21 protein-coding genes are annotated in these 24,535 nt (G+C 37.6%); 9 read left to right on the top strand and 12 right to left on the bottom strand.

Going from position 1 to position 24,535, the window contains the following annotated elements:
• Positions 1–12 precede the first annotated feature (12 nt).
• The 3 genes from V5290_RS10005 to V5290_RS09995 all read right to left on the bottom strand — a co-directional run bounded on the left by V5290_RS10005 (position 13) and on the right by V5290_RS09995 (position 2,687).
• A complete protein-coding gene (locus tag V5290_RS10005) occupies positions 13–615 on the bottom strand; it encodes a TIGR04211 family SH3 domain-containing protein (RefSeq protein WP_333384856.1) in 603 nt (200 codons plus the stop codon).
• A gap of 109 nt (positions 616–724) precedes the next feature.
• Positions 725–1,990, bottom strand: a complete 1,266-nt coding sequence (locus V5290_RS10000; RefSeq protein ID WP_333384854.1) for an inorganic phosphate transporter — start codon at positions 1,988–1,990, stop codon at positions 725–727.
• A gap of 16 nt (positions 1,991–2,006) precedes the next feature.
• Entirely contained in the window at positions 2,007–2,687 is a 681-nt protein-coding gene (locus V5290_RS09995) for a TIGR00153 family protein (RefSeq protein WP_333384851.1), read from the bottom strand.
• A gap of 177 nt (positions 2,688–2,864) precedes the next feature.
• Between V5290_RS09995 and V5290_RS09990 the strand changes: the two genes are divergently transcribed.
• Both V5290_RS09990 and V5290_RS09985 read left to right on the top strand, forming a co-directional pair.
• Positions 2,865–4,376 (top strand): CYTH domain-containing protein, encoded by a 1,512-nt coding sequence (locus tag V5290_RS09990; RefSeq protein WP_333384848.1) that lies wholly within the window; start codon positions 2,865–2,867, stop codon positions 4,374–4,376.
• Positions 4,377–4,589: 213 nt separating this feature from the next.
• Entirely contained in the window at positions 4,590–5,735 is a 1,146-nt protein-coding gene (locus V5290_RS09985) for a methyl-accepting chemotaxis protein (RefSeq protein WP_333384846.1), read from the top strand.
• A gap of 162 nt (positions 5,736–5,897) precedes the next feature.
• Here the strand turns inward: V5290_RS09985 and V5290_RS09980 are convergent, their stop codons facing one another.
• The 4 genes from V5290_RS09980 to V5290_RS09965 form a co-directional block, all read right to left on the bottom strand.
• A complete protein-coding gene (locus tag V5290_RS09980) occupies positions 5,898–6,242 on the bottom strand; it encodes a hypothetical protein (protein WP_290040156.1) in 345 nt (114 codons plus the stop codon).
• Positions 6,243–6,244: 2 nt separating this feature from the next.
• Complete coding sequence (locus V5290_RS09975; RefSeq protein ID WP_333384842.1) at positions 6,245–6,892, bottom strand: hypothetical protein; 648 nt, start codon at positions 6,890–6,892, stop codon at positions 6,245–6,247.
• A 109-nt stretch (positions 6,893–7,001) separates the two neighbouring features.
• Positions 7,002–7,685, bottom strand: coding sequence for a PspA/IM30 family protein (locus tag V5290_RS09970; protein ID WP_333384840.1), 684 nt, complete (start codon positions 7,683–7,685; stop codon positions 7,002–7,004).
• A 13-nt stretch (positions 7,686–7,698) separates the two neighbouring features.
• The gene (locus V5290_RS09965) at positions 7,699–8,112 is read right to left on the bottom strand and encodes a YjfI family protein (RefSeq protein WP_290040161.1); all 414 of its coding nucleotides are present in this window, start codon (positions 8,110–8,112) and stop codon (positions 7,699–7,701) included.
• A 297-nt stretch (positions 8,113–8,409) separates the two neighbouring features.
• Between V5290_RS09965 and glnE the strand changes: the two genes are divergently transcribed.
• Positions 8,410–11,262: a bifunctional [glutamate--ammonia ligase]-adenylyl-L-tyrosine phosphorylase/[glutamate--ammonia-ligase] adenylyltransferase gene (gene glnE, locus V5290_RS09960; protein ID WP_333384836.1), complete on the top strand. Its 2,853-nt coding sequence runs from the start codon at positions 8,410–8,412 to the stop codon at positions 11,260–11,262.
• 68 nt (positions 11,263–11,330) lie between these two features.
• On the opposite strand, the gene lpxL is transcribed toward glnE, so the two are convergent.
• On the bottom strand, positions 11,331–12,254 hold the full coding sequence (lpxL, locus tag V5290_RS09955) for an LpxL/LpxP family Kdo(2)-lipid IV(A) lauroyl/palmitoleoyl acyltransferase (RefSeq protein ID WP_333384833.1): 924 nt from the start codon (positions 12,252–12,254) through the stop codon (positions 11,331–11,333).
• 124 nt (positions 12,255–12,378) lie between these two features.
• Here lpxL and V5290_RS09950 point away from each other — a divergent pair, with 124 nt between their 5' ends.
• A complete protein-coding gene (locus V5290_RS09950) occupies positions 12,379–14,652 on the top strand; it encodes a diguanylate cyclase domain-containing protein (RefSeq protein WP_333384830.1) in 2,274 nt (757 codons plus the stop codon).
• Here the strand turns inward: V5290_RS09950 and V5290_RS09945 are convergent.
• From V5290_RS09945 to V5290_RS09930, 4 genes are all read right to left on the bottom strand, one after another.
• Entirely contained in the window at positions 14,641–16,086 is a 1,446-nt protein-coding gene (locus V5290_RS09945; protein ID WP_333384827.1) for an AMP-binding protein, read from the bottom strand. The two genes, V5290_RS09950 and V5290_RS09945, sit on opposite strands and share 12 nt — an antisense overlap.
• Entirely contained in the window at positions 16,080–17,096 is a 1,017-nt protein-coding gene (gene menC / locus V5290_RS09940) for an o-succinylbenzoate synthase (protein ID WP_333384825.1), read from the bottom strand. Before menC ends, V5290_RS09945 begins: the two co-directional genes overlap by 7 nt.
• A 61-nt stretch (positions 17,097–17,157) precedes the next feature.
• The gene (gene dnaB, locus V5290_RS09935) at positions 17,158–18,561 is read right to left on the bottom strand and encodes a replicative DNA helicase (RefSeq protein WP_333384822.1); all 1,404 of its coding nucleotides are present in this window, start codon (positions 18,559–18,561) and stop codon (positions 17,158–17,160) included.
• Positions 18,562–18,583: 22 nt separating this feature from the next.
• Positions 18,584–18,943, bottom strand: a complete 360-nt coding sequence (locus V5290_RS09930) for a diacylglycerol kinase (RefSeq protein ID WP_333385062.1) — start codon at positions 18,941–18,943, stop codon at positions 18,584–18,586.
• A gap of 190 nt (positions 18,944–19,133) precedes the next feature.
• On the opposite strand from V5290_RS09930, the gene plsB reads away from it, so the two are divergent.
• From plsB to hemG, 5 genes are read left to right on the top strand one after another with little or no spacing between them, the layout of a single operon-like run.
• Complete coding sequence (gene plsB, locus V5290_RS09925) at positions 19,134–21,497, top strand: glycerol-3-phosphate 1-O-acyltransferase PlsB (protein ID WP_333384819.1); 2,364 nt, start codon at positions 19,134–19,136, stop codon at positions 21,495–21,497.
• 7 nt (positions 21,498–21,504) lie between these two features.
• On the top strand, positions 21,505–21,900 hold the full coding sequence (locus V5290_RS09920; RefSeq protein ID WP_333384816.1) for a rhodanese-like domain-containing protein: 396 nt from the start codon (positions 21,505–21,507) through the stop codon (positions 21,898–21,900).
• Complete coding sequence (locus V5290_RS09915; RefSeq protein WP_333384813.1) at positions 21,893–22,528, top strand: YigZ family protein; 636 nt, start codon at positions 21,893–21,895, stop codon at positions 22,526–22,528. The genes V5290_RS09920 and V5290_RS09915 overlap by 8 nt, the downstream gene beginning before the upstream one ends.
• 3 nt (positions 22,529–22,531) lie before the next feature.
• On the top strand, positions 22,532–23,989 hold the full coding sequence (locus V5290_RS09910) for a TrkH family potassium uptake protein (protein ID WP_333384810.1): 1,458 nt from the start codon (positions 22,532–22,534) through the stop codon (positions 23,987–23,989).
• A gap of 3 nt (positions 23,990–23,992) precedes the next feature.
• Positions 23,993–24,529: a menaquinone-dependent protoporphyrinogen IX dehydrogenase gene (gene hemG, locus V5290_RS09905; protein WP_333384806.1), complete on the top strand. Its 537-nt coding sequence runs from the start codon at positions 23,993–23,995 to the stop codon at positions 24,527–24,529.
• Positions 24,530–24,535 lie beyond the last annotated feature (6 nt).

Raw genomic sequence — 24,535 nt, 5'->3', positions numbered from 1 at the left:
ATAAAAGGTGCTTTACCAATTATCAGTACGTTTCTTACGGCGTGGTAAAAATGGGATAATTAAACCAACTAACATACCAAAGAATAAAACACTTCCTCCGTACATTAACCATTCCATTTTAACGCGTTCATCTTTTGTATCTTGCAATAAATCTAGCTCCATATTGCGTTCTTTTAAATCTGCAATGGTGTCTCGCAATGCTCTTTTTTCGCTATCTAATTGTGCGATTAAGCTATCTTTATCGATGATTGCTTGAGTTTGTTCCGCATTTGCCGCTTCATTTTCACTATTAATTGTATTGAGTTTATCTTGGCTCTCTTGATACTTCTTTTGTAATGCAGGTAGCAAGGATTTTGCTGGTTTTTGGGTTTGGATTTCAGATGCTTTTACCCAACCAACACGGCCTGTAGACGTTTTTACCTGCGAGAATTTAGTCTTTTCGTTATACTTTAATGTATCTACTGCAGTGCCTACCTCAATCGTACCAATAATACGATATTGTAAACTCGGACCAGAGTGCATGTAGATAGAAAGTTCGTCACTTACATATTGTGTTGCTGCGAAGCTGCTGATTGGGAAGAGTAAACACAGCAAAAATAATTTGATTAATTTCAAAAGAAAAACCCTTAACAAATAAATTGAGCAATCATTCTAAAAGCAATTGCTGCTCAGTAAAAGCAAAAAGAGAGCCTAAGCTCTCTTTTTCGTTTAGAAGTATTAAATTCTAAGAAAAAATACTTTTTAATAGGTAGAAGAAAACGATCGATAGTCCAGCACCGATTGGCAGAGTTACTACCCAAGAGATAACTATGTTACGAACGACACCTAAATTCAATGCAGCAATACCACGAGCCATACCGACACCTAATACCGCACCTACTAATGTTTGCGTTGTAGAAATAGGCAAACCAGTTCCCGATGCGATAACAACGGTTGAGGCTGCAGCTAATTCTGCTGCAAAACCTCGGCTAGGCGTTAAGTGAGTAATACCGTGGCCAATTGTTGCCATTACGCGTTTACCAAAAATAGCTAGACCTAGTACGATACCAATACCACCTAATGGTAAAATCCACCAAGCAAGTTGTGCTTTAGCAGTAATTTCGCCATCGTGTTCAACTATATTAACCACTGCTGCTAATGGACCAATCGCATTTGCAACATCGTTTGAACCATGTGCAAAGGCCATCGCACAAGCAGTCACTATCATTAGTACTGCGAATATTTTCTCTACATTAGCAAAATGCATTTCTTTATCTGCTTGTGGATCTATTTTAACTCGGTTGATAAATATTCTACCTACAACCGCGACGATAAAGCCGATAATAATAGCTAATGCAATCGCTTCTATAGTCGAAAAATGCAAACCGATATGTTTAAGACCTTTAGTAATAGTTACCAGCGATAATACAAAACCTGCTAAAAACATATATAAAGGCACATAACGTTTCGCATTGGTTATCGGGTCTTTGGTATTAAATATTAACTTTTGAGAACTCATAAAGATCAAGTAAGCAATAATACCTGAGATGAGTGGAGTAATAACCCAACTACCTACGATACCTATAACCTTGCCCCAAGTAACACTGTCTACGCCAACACCCACAGCCGAAAAGCCTACGATCGCACCCACGATCGAGTGAGTAGTTGATACAGGCCAGCCATAGAAAGATGCGATAATGAGCCATAAACCTGCTGCTAATAATGCTGCTGTCATCCCGTAAACAAGTAATTCAGGTTGGTCTATAAAGTAAGCTGCATCAATAATACCTTTACGTATTGTTGATGTTACTTCTCCGCCAGCTAAATAAGCACCAGAAAACTCGAAGATCATTGCAATAATAATCGCTTGTTTAATGGTTAATGCTTTAGAGCCAACTGATGTACCCATGGCATTTGCCACGTCATTTGCACCAATACCCCAAGCCATTAAAAAGCCAACCGTACCAGCAAGCAAAACTAACATGCTGCCGTATGTGTTTAAAATATCCATGATTTAGTCCTTAACGCTAAGATCTTACTAGGATCAGCTCTAGCTGAGTGCCGATCAGTTCAGAATGGTCTGCTAGACTGCCTACCCATTCTAAAATTTTGTACAAAAACATTACATCTACTGGTTTGTAGTTATCTTCAATGGCTAGCAAATTGCGGCGAAGTTTGATTTGTAATGAGTCTGTATCATCTTCAATCGTTTCAAGTACTTCAATCATCTTAGTGACGATGTCTACTTCACGGCCTTTAAAGCCCGTTTCAAGTAATTCATCTAATTCATTAATCGCATTTTTTGCTTGTTGGATAGCATCTAAACTACGTTGTATATACGCCATGAAATCAACAAAAATTTCACTTGGTATTTGTAGCTGGCGTCCGTATACGCGTCCTGCGATATCTTTTGCGGTATTAGCTATTTTATCTTGGCGATTAACTAGCTCAATTAAATCAGCTCGATCAATCGGCATGAACAAACCTTTAGGCAGCGTTAAACGTAATTCGCGTTTAAGCTCATCGGCATCTTGTTCAAACTGAGATATTTGTTGGCGTACTTGGTCTGCTTTTACCCAATCATTATTCGAGCTTGCTTCAAAGAACGGCAACAATAATTCGCTACATACTGCGACTTTGTCCATGTGTAATTGGATTGGTTTAATTGGAGATTTTGCAAATACTCCAAATATCGAATTAACTGGCATGATTCACCTTCGAGTTTTATGGCATTATTGCCACTTTCTAGTTCTATTGACTTATATTCAGCCGCGCATGTTAACTTTCTTTTGCACACAATAGAACATCAATTTAGTATTATTCAGTAAATTTTACGATTTTAAATGATCCAAACCATCAAAATAAGGGTAATTTCGGTAAACATTATGGAAACAGAAATAGAAATTAAATTTTTTTTCAATGCACACTTTGCCGACGAATTACTGCATAAAATCAGTCAATACACGGTCATTTCCCATAAAAATCAAATGTTATATAACGTTTATTTTGAAACCCCTACACGTGCATTAAGAGCAATGGATATGGGCTTACGAGTTAGACGTATTGATGGTCAGAGCACACAAACCATTAAAACATCAGGCCGTGTTATTGGTGGTTTGCATCAACGACCTGAATATAATGAACCGATAGAGGGTTTAGATCCACAATTAGCACTATTTAATAATAAAATTTGGCCTGATAACTGCGATATTGAGCAATTACAGACTCAATTATCGCCTTTATTTAGTACTGATTTTAGACGTTTACATTGGTTATTAGAAATGCCTGACGGCACTTTGATCGAAGTTGCTTATGACTGCGGTAAAATAACAGCTGCACAACAAGAAGAAGATATTTGTGAAATTGAGCTGGAATTAGTTAAAGGTGATGAAGCTCAATTATTTGTACTAGGTAAAGATATTGCCTCATTACCACAGGTTCGCTTAGGTAATGTGAGTAAAGCGCAACGTGGTTATATGTTGAATGAAGGCGCGAGTTTTGCTGTTAAACCTATCGACTTCTCTGATTTACAACCGGAAATGGACTTAAAAGAAGCCTTATCAGTGAACTTTCAACATGGCCTCAAACACCTGCAATATCATGAAAACTGCTACCTTGAAGGTGGAGACTTTAATGCTTTAGTTGAATTACAAAAAAGCATTATGTTTTTGCATCAAAATATACATCTGTTTCATGATGCGGGTACTTCTTTTAAAGGCTATAGCTGGGTAGAAGATTTGCAATGGTTGGCAAGAAGCTTTTCATGGGTTGATGAGCGTTTGGTATTTCAAAAGTTATTGGAGAATAAAGCTTACTATATTCGTAAGCTACCAAAATTAAAGCAACTTCAAAAAAATCTACGCTTAGCAGAACAAGCTTTACCAAGCGAAGAAGATATCTTTAACATGTTACATAGTTCGCGCTATTGTCACTTTGTATTAGGGTTAACAGAGTGGTTAATCAAACTGGAAAAAACTGCTCAGAAAGAGCATGACTCAAATTCATTATTAGCTTTTTCAGATAAAGCATTAACTGAAGGTTGGTCTAAATTAAAAGCAGAACTGTCTGCAGAGCCTTTATTAACCATTGAAAATCTATTGCAACACCAAGGTTTATTGGCAGCAAATTTAATGATTGGATTTAGTTTTGGTAACTTATTTGATGCACAACGTAGTGTTGAGTATTGCTATCCATGGTTGGATATTTACCAAGGCATGCAGGAACTTTCAATGTTAGATGCGATTTATGAACAAGCGCTAGAAGAAGAAGATATTGAAATTAGAAATGAATATTTTAAATGGGTGAAACGCAAACAATATTCATTGTTGAGTGCCATCGAACAATCAAAGCAATACGCCGTTGCAAATGAAATGTATTGGTTAGCGCCGGAGCACTAAACTGGGTAACAAAAGAAGGAAAGTGAGTTATATAATAGTAAATAGATCACAATCTTTTCATATTTACTCCTAATTGGATAATTTATTCGATAGATTGAGCTAATGTTTTGAATCTAAAGGCCGATAACCTATTTATGGTTATCTTCCTTTACTTTATAGCAGTGAAATTAACTAAAAGTCATTGCTATTATTTACTGACATTTGAGCGATTCTATGGAAAAAATACAATTAAACGGTTTAGAAAAACAACTGGTCAATACTTCTGCCTTAAGTAAGGGGATTCTTTTATTTGTAATGGGGGCGATTCTTGCGCTCATACTCAGTCAACTTTTTTCATTTAGTCTACTTCCCGTTTTTATCTTGTTATTTGTATTAAGTCTTTTTGTGGTTTGGCAGGACTACTGCAACCAAAAGCAATTATTGGTATTACAGAGCTACCTTCAGGACCCCGAGTCATCTCAACCTGAACAACTAAAAGGCGCTTTTTCACAGCTTTATTTTTTCGCAAACAGCCAAACAGCTGAAGCTAGTCAACAAAGTGAAGAAGATAAAAATACCTTAGGAAAGTTGCATGAGGTTACAGAGCAATTTGGCTCATGTATGGAGATGATCAACGACTCCATTGCAGAAGAGTTTGATCAAATAGAATCGTTAGCAACAGCGATGAATCAAATGACAGCAGCTGTACGTGAAGTGGAAGATAATGCTGAAAGTGCTTCAGCTTCTACATCAGAGGCTTCGACAGTTGCTGAAGAAGGACGTCAAGCAGTTGATGCTACTATCACTTCGATTAACTCTCTGTCTCGTAATATCGGAGATTCAGCTGCCGCTGTTAATAATGTTGAAATAAAAGTAGAGAGTATTGGTAGTGTCGTTGATACCATCCGAAGTATTTCAGATCAAACTAACTTATTAGCGTTAAATGCTGCCATTGAAGCTGCTCGCGCGGGTGAAGCTGGCCGAGGTTTTGCAGTGGTTGCTGATGAAGTGCGTAACCTAGCCAAACGTACACAAGATGCAACGGTTGAAATTCAAGGAATGATAGAATTATTACAGCAAAGTGCTCAACAAGCAGTAGGATTGATGGACAGCAGTGTTAAAGAAGCGGAAGTTGGTGTAACCGAAGTGACCAAAGCTGGCATCCAATTATCGGATATTGTAGATAAAGTCAGCAATATTTCAGATTTAAACTACCAAATTGCATCAGCTGCTAAAGAGCAAGCCACTGTCGCGGATGATATTAATACTAATCTCGTTCAGGTTAAAGAGATAGTAGAAGGTTCTGTAGTTGTACTTCAAGAAGTAACTGAAATGACTGATGAGATTTTAGGTTACACGGTATTGTTAGTGAAAAAGTAGTGATCAGTTAGAGTTAGGTAACTAAGTTTAAGGTAACTAAGCCTAAGCTAACGATGCTTTTTAGTTTGCTTACCGTAATAGGCATTTATCGGGATCGTGTTGCCTATCGTTTTGTTTATCTAGAACTGAAACTATTTATAATGAAGCAGAATAAATATACTTTTATTCTGCTTGCTCAAAGTATTCACTGCCAGAGGCAAATTGAGTCAACTCTTCAACTACACATTTTTTGATATCTAACTGATTTTCAGCAGGAATGTTATAGCGTAATCCTAGCTGCACATAATCGTCAGCGCTTAAACTTACCGTTAAACGAGGACGTTTAGGTTTTTTATGGGTGGGTAACTCCAATAAATCTCGGATTTTTTCTGAAGGGCTAATCCCTTCATCTAGTGCACTGCGGCGGATGCTATATTGCAATTTACTATCCATATCAAAAGCAATTTGTACTGCTTTTACTACTTTAGCTGATTGCTGCCATTTTTTAGGTAATTCACCGTTTGGCATTTTTACTCTCCCTTGATCCATAATTCTGCAATATCATTGGCAGGTCTAAAACTAGATAAATAAACGTCAGTATCACCATTCTCAAAAATAAAGATATCAATGCTACGTAACTCTTTATTACCTTCAAGCGAAAAGTATTGAAACTCTCTGCCGTGGTTTTGATCTGTAAATTGTGGTGGTTGAGTACCACGATAGTCAGCTTGATGAATATAACCTGAGGTTTCAAAGTCTTGTTGAATATACTCAGTTGCTAACATATCACCGTAATTATGTTGCTCAGTTAATGGTACTAGTCTAGCTTTGCCTGGCGCTTCAAAAATTTCAGAAAATGCATCTAAATCAAACAAAGCCTCAACCTCTGCACGGCTTAGTAACAAACTACATTTAATTAAGTTTTTAGGGTTTTTAGGGAAACTTAAATAGACCAATTTATCATTGGCTCCTTGGCTAGTTAATTGAATATAGTGCTCGTATTGAAACTCAACAGTAATAATATCAGTAACTTGTAACTGTTGCTTACGCATCGCTTCAGGTAAAGCAAAACTATCACCAAAACAAAATATATCACCTTGTAATAATTGCTTAGGTTCATTAAGAACGCGAGTAGGTGCTGCGGGTTTCTTTTTAAACAGTGAAGATAGAAAGCTCATGGTGCTCCTTAAACAAGCAAGATTACATAGTAATATACTATTTTATATGGCAAAAAACACGACGAGCAAATGCTGGTCGTGTTTTGGATAGGCGTAAACTAAACAGCCTTTATTTTTTCTTTAAACGATCTAACACTGATTGTGCACTAGTTTGTTGTGCGCCAATACCTGCATCTTGCAGTTTACTTTTTAATGTTTGCTCTGGTGTTTCTGCATCTAACTGCTCAGCTGCTTTGAGTTTATCATCAAACATAGCTTGTTTTTTCTTAATTCTTTCTAATGAATCTTTAGCATTCAGTAGTTTAGAATTACTCGCTGAAAAGTTATCAGTAATTGCTGATGTTGCTTTTTGCACGCTTTCAGTGGTTTTTACCATCGTTAACTGGCGTTTATATTCAGTTAATTGACGCTCACTTTTCTTGATCAGCTCTTTTAAGCGATCTGCGCTATTTAAGAAGCTTTCATTTGCTTGCTGTTGGTCAGCTGCACTACTTTCTAATTCAGCAATTTTTTCTGCCACTTCAATTGCTAACGCCTCATTGCCTTGGTTAAGCGCTTGCATTGCGTAACCTTCATGCTCTTTAATGCTTGCTTGCAGTTGTGCTAGTTCACGTGCTGCTTGCATTTGTTTTGCCATTACTTCAGTTAAGTCGCGTTTGGCAATCGTAATATGTTTTTCAGAATCACGGATCTCTTGTTCGAAAATACGTGTCGCATTAGCGTCAACAATTGCTTCACCGGCTTCAGTTGCGCCACCACGTACTGCAGTAATAATCTTTTTAAATATGCTCATTGTTCACTCCAAATTATTTTAAGTAACTATCCATTTCACTAATTACTTCAAGGCTATTATCGCTCAAAGTCACAAGCTCAAGCTCAATATCTTCAAGGCTTGAATTAATCGATAGCGCGCCAAAAACAACATATTTGTTTTCGACTTTAGCAAAAGCTGATAATGGCATTGGAATGTTCATTTCTAACATTGCTTCCATCATATTCGCTTTCAGTTCAGTTTTAATTTCATCTTCACCCCATAAGTAGGCGATACATAAAATTTGGTTATCACTAATAGAAACAAAAATAGGGATCTCTTCGCGACCAATGATTTCTACCTGTAGTACATCTATTTCACCATTGATTGGCGTACAGTCAAAATTAAAGCCGGTTTCGGTATCGTCTGCTAACTTATTTAAATGAGTAGCAATAGTATGAATATTCATCGTGTTCCTTAACCATTTGTGACATTAAATGTCTTGTGACTATTAATTTAGTAGTCTTGTCATTATATGTCAATGGATTTATGTTTTTTATTTATACAAGTTGATTGTTCAACCTGCTGCGATAATGAACAAAGTATTGATTGTGCATAATGATTATTAAAAAGTCCGCTCTGTGACCAACCTTATAATAATGCGGTGTTTAAATTAGTTTTCAATGATTAAATGTTGAAAACTACTGATCGATTTCACAACAACTGTTAAGTTAATAAATGATTTAACCTTTCTTTTAGGTACTTTATGTCTTTATTAATAGAAACAGCAGATAAACACCTCCTACAACTAAATGAGCGCTTAGATTTATCTTTTCTAAGTGAGGAACAAAAACAGCAAGTACATAATTTGTGTGCCTTGAGTGATTTTGTTGCTGAATCATTGATAAAACAACCTAGTTTACTTGAAACTCTTTTCTCTAGTGAGTTACTACTTAGTGAAGACAGAAAAACGGCTATACGAAGTGAGCTACAAGCACAGTTAAATACAGTGTATACGGAGCCTGAATTACATCGAGCTTTACGGTTATTTAGACGCAAGCACATGGTAGTAATTGCATGGCGCGAGTTATTAAATATTAGCTCGCTTCAGGAAAGTCTTTCACAAACTTCCTTCTTAGCTGATCAGCTTATACAGCAGAGTACAGATTGGTTATATGAGTTGCAATGCAAAGAACAAGGCACTCCAGTTAGCGATACCGGTGAGCAGCAACGCTTATATATTTTTGCCATGGGTAAATTAGGTGGCGAAGAACTTAATTTTTCTTCTGATATTGACCTCATATTTGCTTATCCGGAAAAAGGCCATACTCGAGGTGGGCGTAGAGAGATTGAGAATTCAGTTTTTTTTACCAAGCTAGGCCAGCGTTTGATCGCCGCATTACATCAAATTACGGTAGATGGTTTTGTTTACCGCGTGGATATGCGCTTACGTCCTTTTGGGGAGTCAGGTCCTTTAGTATCTAGCTTTAACTCTTTAGAAGATTACTACCAAACTCACGGGCGAGAGTGGGAACGATACGCTATGGTAAAGGCAAGAGTGTTAGGTAAAGAAGGGCCTGATAAAGTTGCGTTGATGGCGATGTTGCGACCTTTTGTATTTAGACGTTATATCGACTTTAGTGCAATAGATTCGTTACGAAAAATGAAGGCGATGATCAGTGCCGAAGTCCGTAGAAAGGGGTTAAAAGATAACATTAAATTAGGGATGGGCGGAATCCGTGAAATTGAATTTGTGGTGCAAGCATTTCAACTAATACATGGCGGCCGTAATATCGAATTACAGTGCAAAGGCTTAGAGCAAGCTTTACAAGTCATTGCTGACTTAGACATATTGTCACAACAACGCGTTGATTGCTTACTAGAGTCGTATCGCTTCTTACGTGCGGTAGAAAACGTACTTCAACAAATAGGTGACCAACAAACTCAAACCTTACCGAATAATGAATTAGATCGTTTACGCTTAATCACAGTATTAAAGTTTGTCGATTGGCAGAGCTTTTATACGCGCTTAACGCAAGTTATGACTAAGGTAAATAATGAATTCAACTGGGTTATTGGAGAATCAGAAGAGCAACATCATGAAGCAGAACAAGGCTTTATTGAAATATGGCAGTTAGCCCTTACAAGCGAAGAAATAGAGCAATTTTTAATAGAGACTATTCGTCGTGAGGAAGTTGATGCTACACAAATCACTCACTTCGCAAAGATGATTGTTTCACTTAAGCAAGATATGAGTCGTCGGCCAATTGGACCAAGAGGACAAGAGACGATTGATAAACTATTACCGCGAATTATTTCTTTAATATGTGATTACCCTCAGCCTGATCAGTTGTTTGAGCGCATTCATCATTTACTTATCAATATCATGCGTCGAACTGCTTATTTAGAATTATTAAATGAGAATGAAGGGGCATTAAAGCAATTGTTAAAATTATGCTCCGAAAGTTACCGTGTTTCGGAACAATTAGCTCGTCATCCTATTTTATTAGATGAATTATTAGATCCTGCGAAACTATATCATCCGACTGCTTTAGATAGTTACCACAGCGAACTACAGCAGTTTATGTTGCGTATTCCTGGCGAGGATATGGAACAACAGATGGAAGCATTACGTCAGTTTAAACAGATGCAGTTTTTACATATTGCCACCGCAGATATCGCCAAGGGTATTAAATTACCGCAGGTGAGTGATCACCTGACAGCATTGAGTGAAGCGATATTGGACTATGTCGTGCAGATCGCTTGGACACAAATTACTGATAAATTTGGCTTTCCAAGTAATGTTGAAGGGACTGATCGTAAAGGTTTTGCGGTCATCGCTTACGGAAAAATGGGCGGATTCGAGCTAGGTTACGGCTCCGATCTTGATGTCGTGTTTTTACATGATACACATATTGCTGGTGAGACGAATGGCAGTCGTCCTATTGATAACCGTTTATTCTACTTCCGTTTAGCGCAGCGCATTATTCACCTATTTAGCTCACGTACTAATTCTGGGATATTGTATGAAATTGATATGCGTTTGCGTCCCTCAGGTAATGCCGGTCCATTAGTAGCGGGGTTAGGAGGGTTTAAACGTTATCTGTTGGAAGAAGCGTGGACGTGGGAACATCAAGCCTTAGTGCGTACCCGCCCAGTTTTTATTGATCAAGAGATGTTAGCTGAGTTCAAGGCCATTAGAAGACAAGTATTAAGCCAAGAGCGTGACAGAAAGAAGTTAAGTGATGATGTAACAGTAATGCGTAATAAAATGCGTGAGCATTTAAATAGAGCCACAGTAGGCCAATTCGATTTGAAACAGTCCTCAGGAGGTATGGTTGATATTGAATTTATTGCGCAATACCTAGTGTTAGCATATGCACACCAATATCCTGATTTGCTTACACAATGGTCAGATAATCTGCGCATTTTTAATGCCTGCCAAGAAGCGAGATTATTAACTGAAGAGCAAACCAAACAACTGAGTGATGCCTATTGCCATATAAGGGATACAGCTCATCGTTTAACGTTAGGGAAAGAGGCTCGTGTTACTGTAGTAGATCAATTTGTTGAAGAAAGACAATGGGTAGTGAGTATTTGGGAGCAGCTTTTCAATTAATCATAATCAACTATGTGAAATACCCCTAAAGCTAACTTTGTTGGTTAGTTTTAGGGGGGATGTATAGGTTACTTATAAAACGAGGTTTCACCTTCAGGGCGCGTCTTGAAGCGACGATGTAACCACATATATTGGTCATCACACTCCTTTACCATTTTTTCAATTTCTTGATTGGTACGCGTAGTATCTGCAATTACATCATTACTTGGAAAATCGACAAGTGGTGGATTAAAGATAAGTTCATAGCCTTCAGTCCCTGGTAAGCGCTTTAAGAATAAAGGAATTACTACGCTATTTTTAACTCGAGCTAAGGTGCTGGTACCAGAAACGGTATTCGCTTGCTCTACATTAAAAAACGGGGCGAAGACACTACTTTTATGTCGACCGTAGTCATGGTCAGGTGCATACCATAATGATTGACCTGTCTTTAAGACACGTAGCATCGCTTTGAAGTCTTTACGATCCAGCATCGCTTTATGTTCACGGCTACGGCCTCGGTAAAACCAATAATCTAAAACTTGGTTTTTGTTTTTTCTATAAACAGGGTAACAAGGGTGTACTAAACCTAATGCACGAGCCCCCATTTCCAAAGTTAAGAAATGTGCGCCTAAAAAGATAACACCTTGGTCTTGTCGCATTGCGTGTTGCAGATTATCTAAACCGCGTACACTTACCAGTCCACGTACGCGCCAAGTTGGCCAAAACCATGCCATACCCATTTCAAATAAAGCAATCCCTGTATTCTCAAAGTTTGTTCTAACCTTAGCATCAACCTCTTCTTCACTTAATTCTGGAAAACACAGTTGAAGATTGCGACGTGCTGTGTGGAAACGTTGTTTTGCAAACGGGATCGCCATACGACCTATCAATCTGCCTAATCTAAGCAGGGTAGAGTAAGGAAGTAGCGAAGATAAAAATAAAGCACAAATGCCTAACCAAGATAACCAATATCGAGGGTGAATAAAACTTAGTTTTAATGTGTATGCTTCCATAAATTGCTCTCTATTTTCAGGAGGATTTATTCTACCGATTATTACTTCAAATGACTATTTTGTGGCTGAATATTTTAAGTCAGCTATTATATACTCTATTTTATTTTGATTATTCGGATCTAAGATGCTGAGAGCAAAGCGTTTTTACTTTTTTGATTTTATCTTTTTCAGCGCAATGATGGCGCTGATTGTTGCTATTTTCATTGTGATGTCTGACGATGAAAGTCAAAGACAACAACGTAAATTAGTTGAAAGAACTGTGTACAACAGTTTTATGTCAACACTTGCTCAAACCAAATCTAATGCCGCACTGCTGTTTGAATTACAGTATGCAAACCAAGCTATCTCCCGACTATTAGACCAAGCGAATCAAGCTAAAGAGTCACCTGAAAAACTACGAATAATAGTTGAAAATCTATACCAGAGCTTGCAACCTCAGTTTAAAGTTAGCCGTAAAAAATTCCCTTTTCAGCAAATTTACTTGCCCAATAGCCAACTATTACTGCACTTAGACCAAAAAAGATCTACTGATGATAAGTTTACCCATAATAAAACTGGTTTAGAAAATGTCATTGAAAAACATAAACCATTCTCTGGGTTGTCTTTAAAGAATGGGCGTTATGTCTATCGATACTTCTTCCCTGTTTTTAATGCATCTAATGAATTTATTGCAGTAGTTGAGTTGTCTCTGCCCCTAGCAAAAATACAAAGCTCCTTAGCCGATGGAAGTGAAGTAAAGTATCAATATTTATGGGCCAAAAGGCCTTTATTAGCGGTAACACAGAAAAATAATGTATATCGAGGCACTGCTTTATCAAAGAGTTTCTTAGTTAGTCTTAATCAGCGTGATGAAGATACAGAAGGAATAGTCTTATCAGATAAAGATTTAAGAGAATTAAAAAGTAAATTTACTGCAGAGCAAAGTGCAAAGTTACTGCAGTTAAAACGCTTCTCCTTTAATACGCAAATGAATGGGCGTGATGGTGTGGTGATGTTTATGCCTATTAGCAATATATATGGATACCACGTGGGGGGAATGTTGAGTTTCATTCCCACCATGAAACTTTATATTTCTAGTGCAGAATTTAATGTCATTGCGCTTCTCTTAATCCTTTTATTACTTGTTACCTTTTTATATGCGTTAAAGAAGTCAGCTCATTTATATCAGATAAAAATATCATTTCAGCGCTTTTTAGATGCAATGCCATTCCCTATATATCTGAAGAACAACAATAATCAGTATTGTGGTGCGAATAAAGCATTTTGTGAGTTTTTTGCCCTGAGCAAAAGAAAGCTATTCAATCGTAATGCCAGTTATGATCATGACTTTGAAGCGTTTAAAGTCTCTATGTCAGATGTTGAAGAGGCTAATGGATACCTCGAGGTTGAATCAGTTCAAGTTAAAGGAGATACAGATTTAACTTATAAAATGTATTGTTTTTCAATGGCTGAACAGGATATGCCTAAGCAAGGTTTTGTTGGTTATATTAATGATGTGAGTAATTATAAGTCTCTCAATCAAAAGCTTACCTCTTCTTTATTTGATCAATCTCAGTTCATGGATATTTTGCCATTTGGAGTGCGAATCTTTGATTTAGAAGGGCATGTTACTTACGTTAATAAAGCATTAAGAATGATTAATGGTGGAGTGACTAATGAGTTCTTAAGCAGTGATTGTGAAGCTGTATTTAATTGCATGGAGTGCCATACCAACGTTTGTGCTTTGCATAAAAGCAGAATATTAAAGACTCCACAACGTATTGAAACCATAAAGCATAACAATGAAGGCGAGGTATTTACTTACGAAGTTAGCTACCATCCTTATTATACGGTAGACAAAAAGATTCAAGGGGTTGTGGAGCTAACTAATGATATTACTATTAACAAGTCTCTTTTAGATAAGAACCATGAGTTAACCCTCAGCGATCAACTCACTGGAGTATTAAATTATCGTGGTTTAATCAATGCTGGTGAAAACTACTTCCGTCTTGCTGCGCGCTCTAAGAAACCTTTTTTTGTATTGTATTTAAATATGGTAGGGCTTAATAAAATAAGTGCAGAGCATGGTATAGATGCAAGTGAGAAATTAATTACATGCTTTGTTGAATTATTAAAAGAGACATTCCGCGAAACAGATATCATCGCACGAATCGGTAATGATGAATTTGTTGTTTTAATGAATGATAGTGAATATGAGGTAAGCGACTCAAGAAAGTTTCCACGTTTAGATGAAGCAATCAAAATATTTAATATGCAGGCTAATTTAGCTTATCGTTTAGTGTGTGACACTGGAATTGTTGAATGCAAATCAGCGGTTCACGATGATTTATCCTCATTGATTAAAGATGCGGAACAAGTTGTTTATGAGCAAGGTATCAAACGTGGTTTAAGTAATTAGCCCTTGTTGTAATAAACTGTCTATAAATTGTTGTCGAGTTACTTTCAGCTTGCCTGAACCCTCTGTTGCTGGCCAAAGCAGATAGTGAATGGGAAGTTTGAAGTTGATCAGTCGTTGGGCAAGATACTGTTCTAATTGAGCGCAATATTGCTTAAAGTAACTCGGATTATCCTTGGTAAATGCAACAAAAAGAACGACGCGTTGGCCATACTCAGGGTCTTGAATAGGGTAAATATAAGCTTTTTCTACATCATTATATTGTAGGCAAACTGTTTCAATCTCTTCGGGTTGTATATTTTCTCCGCCACTAATAAATTGCCTGTCTTTTCTACCTGAAATGATTAATTGCTCACTTTTAAGTTGTCCACAGTCACCACAGCTTATCCATTCTTTAGCGGGAATTTTAATAATTCTATTATTTTTAAAGTAACCAATAAAACGTGTTTCCCCACGTAAAAATATTTCATTCTCATCTATTTTCACCTGTCGATATGGTAGTACTATCAACTGCTTATTATTATTTGACGTTGCCACTTGTGAAGCCATTTCAGTACAGCCATAACTGAGGTGATAGGAAAGTGACCTTGCTGATAAAACGTTTAATAATGATTCTGAAAAAGCACTACCGCCTAATAGCAGATGTTTAATGGACGTTTTTTGTGGATAAAACCTGACATCTTTTAATAAACGTATTAATTGGGTAGTAACTAAAGAAAGGTGCGTTATCTTCCTGTCATATATTAAGTCGTAGGTGAGAGGATAGCTGCTTAATTGAATAGTTGCACCTGCGATAATAGTACGTATTACTGTGGCATAACCACTAATGTGGAAAAGCGGTAGTGATAGTAAATTATGATCATCACGTTGAAGCGGTATAAGCTTTTGTGATCCTTTGGCGCTGAAAAAGTGATTTTGGTAATGGTGAACAATCGCTTTAGGAAAGCCACTACTGCCTGAAGTAAAAATAATATTACAGGGCTGCAAAGGGTTTATATTTAAGATGGTTAATTGTTTACTCGATGCAGGAGAAAAAGCGAAGTTAATGGCTAGCGTTTTTAATGCTATATGAGGAGAACTATCTTCCGCCCAGCAATAAGGACTGTTTAATAGCGTTAATCTCTGTTGTATTTCTGTATCTGTGAAGCGAGGGTTTAAGGGACAGAATAACCATCCAATACGTAAGCATAACAGTTGTAATAGCAATAATTGAAGACCGTTATTGGCAATGCAAACGAGCCTATTATTTTCAGACTCATCGATTTTGGTTTGACATGCAATTAATGTTGTTTGTTGTGCTAATTGCTCTGCTAGTACAGTTAACTGGCTATCTAGTTGTCGATAAGTTAATTGTTGTTGATCATCCTGTATAGCTATTTCTTGTCCGTTATTCATTGCATGATAACGAACCGGACATTCATTGATTAAGGCTACCATAAGCGCTTAGCTTCCTTTAAATAACTCTCAAGTTGAGCTGACGTGTTTATTTCTCGATCTTGAATTTTACTCGTAAATGCTTGTTGTGTATCTAAACCTAATTGAACATCAAGTTGTGTTTGTTTCTGCCACTGCTGAGCTAAAACATGTAGTTGGTTAAGTGCGATAGGAGATTCAAAGCTCGAACTCATACACACTTGTAATTTATATTGCTGAGCATGGCGCAATAGGTAATGGATACGATTTTCATCTCCTATTAGCGTTGGTTTAAGTATTAATGCTTTGATACTGTCATTAACAGGTAAAGTGGTGGTAGTTAACAGGCTTTCATCTAACCCTAAAGTACTTTTAAATTGTTGGGCGAGCTTTATATTGCTAGCCATGGATTGTGTTGGTTCTTCTATATAATCAATATATTGCTGCTTAATTTTGGTTAGAAAAAAGCGATAGATTTGCTTATTCCATTGCTGATTTGCATCTAATCTAAAACGTATTTTAGGGTTAATTTGGATTAACTCTTTAATCAATTGAATCTCTTGTTCAACTGCTAATCTGGCTACCTTCAATTTAACTAAACTAGGATTATTTAATGTTTTATATCGCTGAATAATATCAGCAGGTTTTCCTTGTAATAGAGGGACGCTTTGTTGATCAAAGTTGGGGGTAGTTTTCCATGAAATTTGTTGTAGTAAGCAGTGTATTGCAAATTGCACACTAGGTAGAGTTTGCAAAATTTCTATTTGCTGTTGATTGATGGTTGAACTGTGTAGTAGTGCTAATAAGTGGTCTTCACATTCGTTTAATGTTTCATGGCTAAAGCCGGGGAGCGGTGCTATTTCACCGATTGAGTAATCGCCATTTACTGAACGTTTTACTAGCCATAAACCTTGGCGTTGCTTGAGCTTATGACCGTTAAAGTTAATTGAGTTTTGTAAGGATAATGAAAAACGATACAAGCTTAGGCACTTATTTGTGTTTTCAAATAACTCGTTAAGCTTGTTTATATACATTGCGACCCCCGACCTTTTAAGCAGTTATACACTGCCTTAGGTTAGGGGATCTTGATAAGGATCACTCTTCGCCGTGGTATGCGGTACCAGTGTAATCATCAAAACGAGAATAACGTCCTTGGAAGGTTAAGCGAACTTTACCGATAGGACCATTACGCTGTTTACCTATGATGATTTCTGCAATCCCTTTATGTTCGCTGTCCTCGTGGTAAACCTCATCACGGTAAATAAACATGATTAAATCGGCATCTTGCTCAATCGCACCTGATTCACGTAAGTCTGAGTTAATAGGGCGTTTATCTGCACGTTGCTCTAGACCACGGTTTAACTGGGACAGAGCGATAACTGGACAACGTAGCTCTTTAGCTAGCGCTTTTAAAGATCGAGATATCTCTGAGATTTCTAAAGTACGGTTTTCACTTAGCGACGGAACACGCATCAATTGTAGGTAATCGACCATGATCATACTGACTCCACCATGGTCACGAGCAATACGTCGTGCTCGGGAGCGTAATTCCGTAGGCGTTAAACCTGAACTATCATCAATAAACATTTTTCCTCTATCCAATAGGATAGACATAGTTGAAGATAGCGATGCCCAATCATTTTCATCAAGTTGACCAGTACGAATTTTACCTTGGTCGATACGACCCAGTGATGCCAGCATACGATTCATAATTTGGTCTGCAGGCATCTCTAATGAGAAGATGATGGTTGGCTTATCTGCGTTGAGAGCGGCGTGTTCAGCTAAGTTCATGGCAAAGGTCGTTTTACCCATAGATGGACGTGCTGCTACTATAATCAAGTCGCCAGGTTGGAAGCCCGTGGTCATTTGATCTAAATCGTTATAACCCGATGATAAACCGGTAATACCATCGCGCGGGTTTTTGCATAAGTCATCAATTTTAGCGACCGTCTCTTTCAAGATGTCTTTGATCGCTTGTGGACCTTCATTTTTATTATTACGTGCTTCTGCTATTTGGAATACTTTGGTTTCAGCAAAGTCTAATAACTCTGAACTATCGCGACCTTCTGTATCATAACCGGCTTCGGCAATATCGTTAGCTACACCGATCAACTCTCGGACAATGGCGCGTTCACGTACAATATCCGCATAATTATTAATATTCGCAGCACTAGGTGTATTCTGTAATAGCTCAGCTAAATAGGCGATCCCACCTATGCCTTCTAAATCTTGAGTATTTTCAAGTTTTTCCGAGAGAGTAACAATATCAACAGGGATATCATCACTGCTGAGTTTTTCAATGGTTGAAAATATTAGACGATGAGCACGAGTATAAAAATCACGGTCAACCACTCGTTCAGAAACATCAGACCAAGTATCGTTATCTAATAATAAACCACCAATAACGGCTTGTTCCGCCTCAAAAGAGTGAGGAACCGTTTTAATCGGTGAGTTCATAGTATTACTTTTTTGTTTGGTAAAAACTGGCTTGTCCGCCATATTAAAATCCTAATGAATGAAGTTAATTAAAAAACAGGATTTCTATCCAGATGTATGCGGTTAATATTATGCTGATCAGTACTGCTGCTGACCCCATGTCTTTAGCTCTACCTGCAAGTTCATGGTATTCACTGCCTATTCTATCCACTACTGCTTCAATAGCAGAATTGACTATTTCAAACATTAACATGAGTATGATTGGCAGTATCAGTAAAATACGTTCTACTTGAGTTACATCCATAAAAAATGCAGCTGGAATTAATATACAAGTTAGCCAAATTTCTTGTCGAAAAGCTGCCTCATGTTTATACGCACTTTTTATACCTTTAATAGAATAACCTAGTGCTAAACAGATACGTTTTAACCCAGTATTTTTTTGCATTGATAAATGAGCCCATGAGCATAAATTCAAGAAAGCTACTTTAGCAAATAGACGGCCTTCGGTCATCAACTAGCTGTGCACTACAATGAGTGATTTGTCTTGTATCGCAGAACTGTTTTACCTATCTATAACGTATTACTTGGGTATGTTAAACTAGGAGGCCTACAGATAAAGGATACAAGGAAAGTATGTGTTAGCAACAGCGAGTTTTGGATCACGGATAACCAATCGGTTTTGGGTTAAAAATACAGTCGTCCCGCGAGATCCATTATCAACCTTTAAACTCGATTCTCAGCGACCTATCATTTACATATTACCGCAAAATAGTAGTAGTGACTTACTTTCCTTACAAAAGGCCTGCCAACAAGCGGGGTTACCAGATCCTTTTCAATTAGTTGATATTGCCGGAGAGCAACTTGATTCAGTAATATTTTTGCATGAGGCGTTTTGGTTTAAAAAAGCAGAGTTAAAACCACAGCAAGCAGCTTATGTTTCTCAATATCAGCAGCTATCTAACTTACTCCTTCAGCATCGAGAATTAGACGTACAGCTAGTCCCTGTGACTTTGTTATGGGGGAGAAATCCTAATACTCAAATATCGCAACCCCATTTATCTAAAAGTAGTTCTTCTGAGCGAAGTGGTGCTTTACAGCGTAGTTTGAACCGGTTACAAAAAACATACCGAGTTTTACGCTTTGGTCGTGACCTGTTAATACAATTTAATCCACCTATTTCTGCCCGAAGCTTATTAAAAAAAGGTTCAGGATTAAAAGGAGAGCAACATGCCAAGAGATTAGCAAGCGTTGCCTCAGGTTATTTCAATAAGGTACATCGTTGCACTATTGGCCCAGTTGTTTCTGCTCGTCAAAGAATTATTAATGAATTGCTCGAAAGTGAACAATTACAACAAGAAATACAACAGCATAGTATTAAATCAGGTTTATCAGAAACACAAGTTACTCAGCAATGTCAGGTTTATTTACAAGAAATCAGTAGCCAATTTTCATATCGCTTTATCTGTTTTTTTCGTACGGCTTTACGCCGAGTTTGGAATGGCATTTATCAAGGTATTGAGGTAAATAATACTCAAGCGGTGAGGGATGCAACTCAAAGCGGTGCTGAAATAGTATATATGCCTTGCCACCGCAGCCATATGGATTATCTATTACTTTCATATCTCTTACATGAAGAAGGATTAATGCCTCCGCATGTTGCAGCCGGAGTGAACCTTAACTTCTTTCCTGCTGGTGGTGTTTTTAGACGTTCAGGTGCATTCTTTATACGTCGTAGCTTTAAGGGTAACCCTTTGTATAACAAAGTATTTAGAACCTATTTTGCAATGTTGTTTAAGCAAGGCTACCCAATAGAGTTCTTCACTGAAGGTGGGCGTAGTCGAACGGGGCGTTTATTACCACCTAAAACTGGATTATTAGCGATGAGCGTTGATACCTTTTTAACGCAGGCTAATCGTAATGTAGTGCTGGTACCAATATACATAGGTTATGACCATATCATGGAAGTAAGTACTTACATGAAAGAGCTGTCAGGTAAGCAAAAAAAGCAAGAAAATCTATGGCAAATGTTGGGGATATTAAAAAAATTAGGCAACTTTGGGCGTGCTTTTGTTAATTTTGGAGAGCCAATTAGTTTGGCACAGTACTTTGATCAAGAGACGCCGCAATGGCGAAAAAATAAGTTAACAGAAAAACAGATGGTTAAACACGTTAACCATATTGCAGATCAAGTGATGCAAGGGATTAATCAAGCTACTGCGGTTAATGCTTTACCATTGTGTGCTGCAATAGTGTTAGCTAGTATAGGTCATCAACTAAACAAACAGCGTTTACTCACATTGATCGCGTTGCACCAGCAATTGTTAGGGTTATTACCGAAAAGCACTTTAATAACTTATCCTGCTCAGACTCCTGAAGTGGTGTATCAACAAGCCTTGGCGATTAATAAGTTTTCTGAGGTTGATAGCGTGATTATTGTAGATGAAGAACAAGGTAGTCACTTAACTTATTACCGAAACACAATAGTACACCTGTTTGCTTTACCTGCTTTATTGAGTTTCTGTTTATTACATTTAATTGGATCTACTCAGCATATAGAGAAAATAAAACCTATACTCAGCAGTTCAATTGAAAAGCTGATCACCCAATTACTTCCTTTCGTTGAAGCGGAATATTTTTTAGTACCTTCAACACAAAGTACAACCGCACGTGTTAGACGGTTATTATTGGATCTGCAGACTGTTAACATAGTGCGTGTGAACGGTGATTATATTGAAATAAGCAATCTATCATTGATAAAAGTGCTGAGTGCCCATTTAAGTGAGACACGATTACGCTATCATTGTGTGTTATCACAATTAATTATAGATTTTCAACAAAGTGATGAGGCTTTAATTGCTGGAAGTAAAATATTAATTACAGCGCAAAGCATTGAACCATTTGAGCAAAAAGTGATTGAGGTGTTTATTAAACAACTCAATAGGGAAAGCTTTACAATCGACGCTGCAAAGCAGTTGTTGGGTTGTTTATCAGACAATTAGGGAAAGTATGTTATTAGATGGAAAAGCCTTAGTGGCAGCATTACGCGCAGAAGTTAATGAAGTGGATTGTGCTACGGTTAATGAGCATTTACAAAATAATACACCTTTATTGTTCATTGATATTAGAGAGCCAAATGAAACAACAGCAGGGTATCCTGTTGGTTGTGAGTTGGTACCGCGTGGTGTACTAGAGATGCAATTAACTACCTTATCGACTTATCAGCGTTTAGTTAATGATTTAGCATCGGCATCGCAACTTCCTATTTATTTATTATGTCGCTCTGGTGCACGCAGTGTCTTAGCTGCCGCCTCATTACAGAAGATGGGATATGAAAATGTATATTCTGTTGCTGGTGGATATATTGAATGGCAGCAACAAGGGTTATTAATTCACAGTGAATAAGCCTTATTTAATTTTAAAAGAAGCGGTTTTTTTTCAAGAAGAGATTAAAAAAAGCCGTTTCTTGACATTTTTACAGCCAGCTAAAGGTAAAGTTGAGGCAATGCAGTTTCTTGCGGATATTAAAGCTGAGCATAAAGATGCTCGTCATCATTGCTGGGCCTTTATAGGCGGTAGTCCTAAAGATAGTGTGAATATGGGGTGTAGTGATGATGGTGAACCTAAAGGCACCGCTGGAAAACCGATGTTAGCTGTTTTACAAGGTAGTAATGTCGGAGAGATGGTTGCCGTTGTGGTTAGGTATTCTGGTGGTATTAAATTGGGAACGGGTGGTTTAGTTCGAGCCTATAGTAATGGTTTGCAACAGTTATGCCCAAGTATGCCGACAATGGAGAAGCGTTTTTTTGAACAATTTCAGTTACAATGTAACTATGCGCAAATGGCGACATTAGAGCATATACTGTTAGCTCATTCAGGGCGTCTTCTTGAAGTTGATTATCAACAGTCTGTTCAAGCATTAATTGAAGTTGATAGGGAACAGGTCAGTTTGTTTAAACAAAAATTACAATCATTGATGCAGGGACAAGTCATTGCAAAAAAAATCAATAGTTCAGTTAATGAATTGGGTTAACTAGTGGCTATTCGTTCAATCATCAGAATCGTGGCCATGCTGATCGGGTTATTCAGCTTAACCATGCTACCGCCAGTTTTTATTGCTTATATCTATCAAGATGGTGGTGGTAATGACTTTTTAGCCGCATTTTTTGTGACGTTATTAATTGGCTTTGCATTCTGGTTGCCGAATCGACGTTATAAAAGTGAATTAAAGGCTCGAGAAGGGTTTTTGATTGTAGTGTTATTTTGGGCAACCTTAGGCAGCGTCGGTGCAATTCCTTTCTTGATGAGTTCTAGTGTGGACATGAATTTGGCCACTGCTTTTTTTGAGTCTTTCTCGGGGCTTACTACCACTGGTGCAACAACTATTGCGGAACTCAATGACTTGCCTAAGTCGATACTTTTTTATCGACAAATGCTGCAATGGTTTGGTGGAATGGGGATCATTGTATTAGCCGTTGCTGTTTTACCAATGCTAGGTATAGGTGGAATGCAGCTATACCGCGCGGAGACACCGGGTCCGGTTAAAGATTCTAAAATGACACCGCGTATTGCAGAAACTGCAAAGGCACTTTGGTACGTTTATTTATGTTTAACCGTTGCTTGTATGTTGGCCTTTTGGCTTGCTGGTATGACCCTATTTGATGCATTAGGACATAGTTTCTCTACTGTTTCAATTGGCGGGTTTTCCACTTATGATGCCAGCATGGGACACTTTGATAGTGATGTGATCAATATGATCACTGTCGTATTCTTACTTATTTCAGGTATTAACTACGCATTGCACTTTACTGCTTTTTCAGCGAAGGAGTTCAGTTTAAATGTGTACCGAAAAGATCCAGAAGTACGTGCCTTTATCTTTATTCAGTTATTTCTTACCGGGATCTGCTTCTGGGTGTTAATGGGTAATGATATCTATAGCACCATTGAAAACACTTTCTCACATGCTCTATTTCAAGCTGTCTCTATTTCAACTACTGCTGGTTTTACAACGACTTCCTTCTCTGATTGGCCTTTATTTTTACCTGTATTATTGATTTTTTCTAGTTTTATTGGTGGATGTGCAGGATCAACGGGTGGTGGATTAAAAGTAATCCGAGTATTGTTATTGAATCTGCAAGGACAACGAGAGTTGAAACGACTTGTGCACCCTAAAGCCGTATATAAAATTAAGTTAGGTAATAAAGCTTTGCCAGACCGCGTTGTAGAAGCTGTATGGGGATTTTTCTCAACCTACGCATTAGTATTTATCATTTGTATGTTGGCCTTGCTGATGACCGGGATGGATGAATTAAGTGCTTTCTCTTCGGTGGCGGCAATGCTAAATAATTTAGGCCCTGGTTTAGGCGATGTCGCATTACACTTTAATGATGTTAGTGATGCATCTAAGTGGATCATGATTATTGCTATGTTGTTTGGTCGATTAGAGGTATTTACCTTATTGGTTCTATTTACCCCTGTTTTTTGGAAAAATTAAATTATGTCTACAATACAAGTACCTACTAACACGTTAATTATCTACTCTTCAGTAGATGGGCAAACACTAAAAATAATGAACCGTATTAAACAGTCGCTTGAAGGCGAAGTGACTGTGATTGATATTGATGATAATCCAGATATTGATTTTACTTTGTATAACAAAGTATTAGTTGGGGCATCTATTCGGTATGGTAATTTTAGAAAGAATATAATTAACTTTGTGAATCAACATAAATCACAATTAGATACATTACAGAATGCTTTTTTTGTAGTGTGTTTAACCGCTCGTAAACCCGAAAAAGCAGTACCTGAAAATAATGCTTATATGAAGAAATTTGAACAGTTATCTGAGTGGCAACCGAAGCACAAAGCTGTCTTTGCAGGAGCTTTATTATATTCTCGTTATAACTGGTGGCAGACACTATTGATTCAACTTATTATGAAAATGACTGGGGGAAGCACTGACAAAACACAGGATATGGAACTAACCGATTGGCAAAAAGTACAACAATTCGGTGAGCGCTTTAATCGCCTATAAAGGGCA

The organism is Psychromonas arctica (assembly GCF_036697365.1).
Lineage (GTDB): Bacteria > Pseudomonadota > Gammaproteobacteria > Enterobacterales > Psychromonadaceae > Psychromonas > Psychromonas arctica_A.
Note: the sequence above shows the minus strand (reverse complement) of the source record. Positions and strands in the feature narration are given on the sequence as shown.

What these genes read in the sequence shown, in the direction of transcription:
- V5290_RS10000 (WP_333384854.1), bottom strand. Translation starts at nt 1,990, where the DNA reads ATGGATATTTTAAACACATACGGCAGCATGTTAGTTTTGCTTGCTGGT.
- V5290_RS09995 (WP_333384851.1), bottom strand. Translation starts at nt 2,687, where the DNA reads ATGCCAGTTAATTCGATATTTGGAGTATTTGCAAAATCTCCAATTAAA.
- V5290_RS09990 (WP_333384848.1), top strand. Translation starts at nt 2,865, where the DNA reads ATGGAAACAGAAATAGAAATTAAATTTTTTTTCAATGCACACTTTGCC.
- V5290_RS09985 (WP_333384846.1), top strand. Translation starts at nt 4,590, where the DNA reads ATGGAAAAAATACAATTAAACGGTTTAGAAAAACAACTGGTCAATACT.
- V5290_RS09980 (WP_290040156.1), bottom strand. Translation starts at nt 6,242, where the DNA reads ATGCCAAACGGTGAATTACCTAAAAAATGGCAGCAATCAGCTAAAGTA.
- V5290_RS09975 (WP_333384842.1), bottom strand. Translation starts at nt 6,892, where the DNA reads ATGAGCTTTCTATCTTCACTGTTTAAAAAGAAACCCGCAGCACCTACT.
- V5290_RS09970 (WP_333384840.1), bottom strand. Translation starts at nt 7,685, where the DNA reads ATGAGCATATTTAAAAAGATTATTACTGCAGTACGTGGTGGCGCAACT.
- V5290_RS09965 (WP_290040161.1), bottom strand. Translation starts at nt 8,112, where the DNA reads ATGAATATTCATACTATTGCTACTCATTTAAATAAGTTAGCAGACGAT.
- glnE (WP_333384836.1), top strand. Translation starts at nt 8,410, where the DNA reads ATGTCTTTATTAATAGAAACAGCAGATAAACACCTCCTACAACTAAAT.
- lpxL (WP_333384833.1), bottom strand. Translation starts at nt 12,254, where the DNA reads ATGGAAGCATACACATTAAAACTAAGTTTTATTCACCCTCGATATTGG.
- V5290_RS09950 (WP_333384830.1), top strand. Translation starts at nt 12,379, where the DNA reads ATGCTGAGAGCAAAGCGTTTTTACTTTTTTGATTTTATCTTTTTCAGC.
- V5290_RS09945 (WP_333384827.1), bottom strand. Translation starts at nt 16,086, where the DNA reads ATGGTAGCCTTAATCAATGAATGTCCGGTTCGTTATCATGCAATGAAT.
- menC (WP_333384825.1), bottom strand. Translation starts at nt 17,096, where the DNA reads ATGTATATAAACAAGCTTAACGAGTTATTTGAAAACACAAATAAGTGC.
- dnaB (WP_333384822.1), bottom strand. Translation starts at nt 18,561, where the DNA reads ATGGCGGACAAGCCAGTTTTTACCAAACAAAAAAGTAATACTATGAAC.
- V5290_RS09930 (WP_333385062.1), bottom strand. Translation starts at nt 18,943, where the DNA reads ATGCAAAAAAATACTGGGTTAAAACGTATCTGTTTAGCACTAGGTTAT.
- V5290_RS09920 (WP_333384816.1), top strand. Translation starts at nt 21,505, where the DNA reads ATGTTATTAGATGGAAAAGCCTTAGTGGCAGCATTACGCGCAGAAGTT.
- hemG (WP_333384806.1), top strand. Translation starts at nt 23,993, where the DNA reads ATGTCTACAATACAAGTACCTACTAACACGTTAATTATCTACTCTTCA.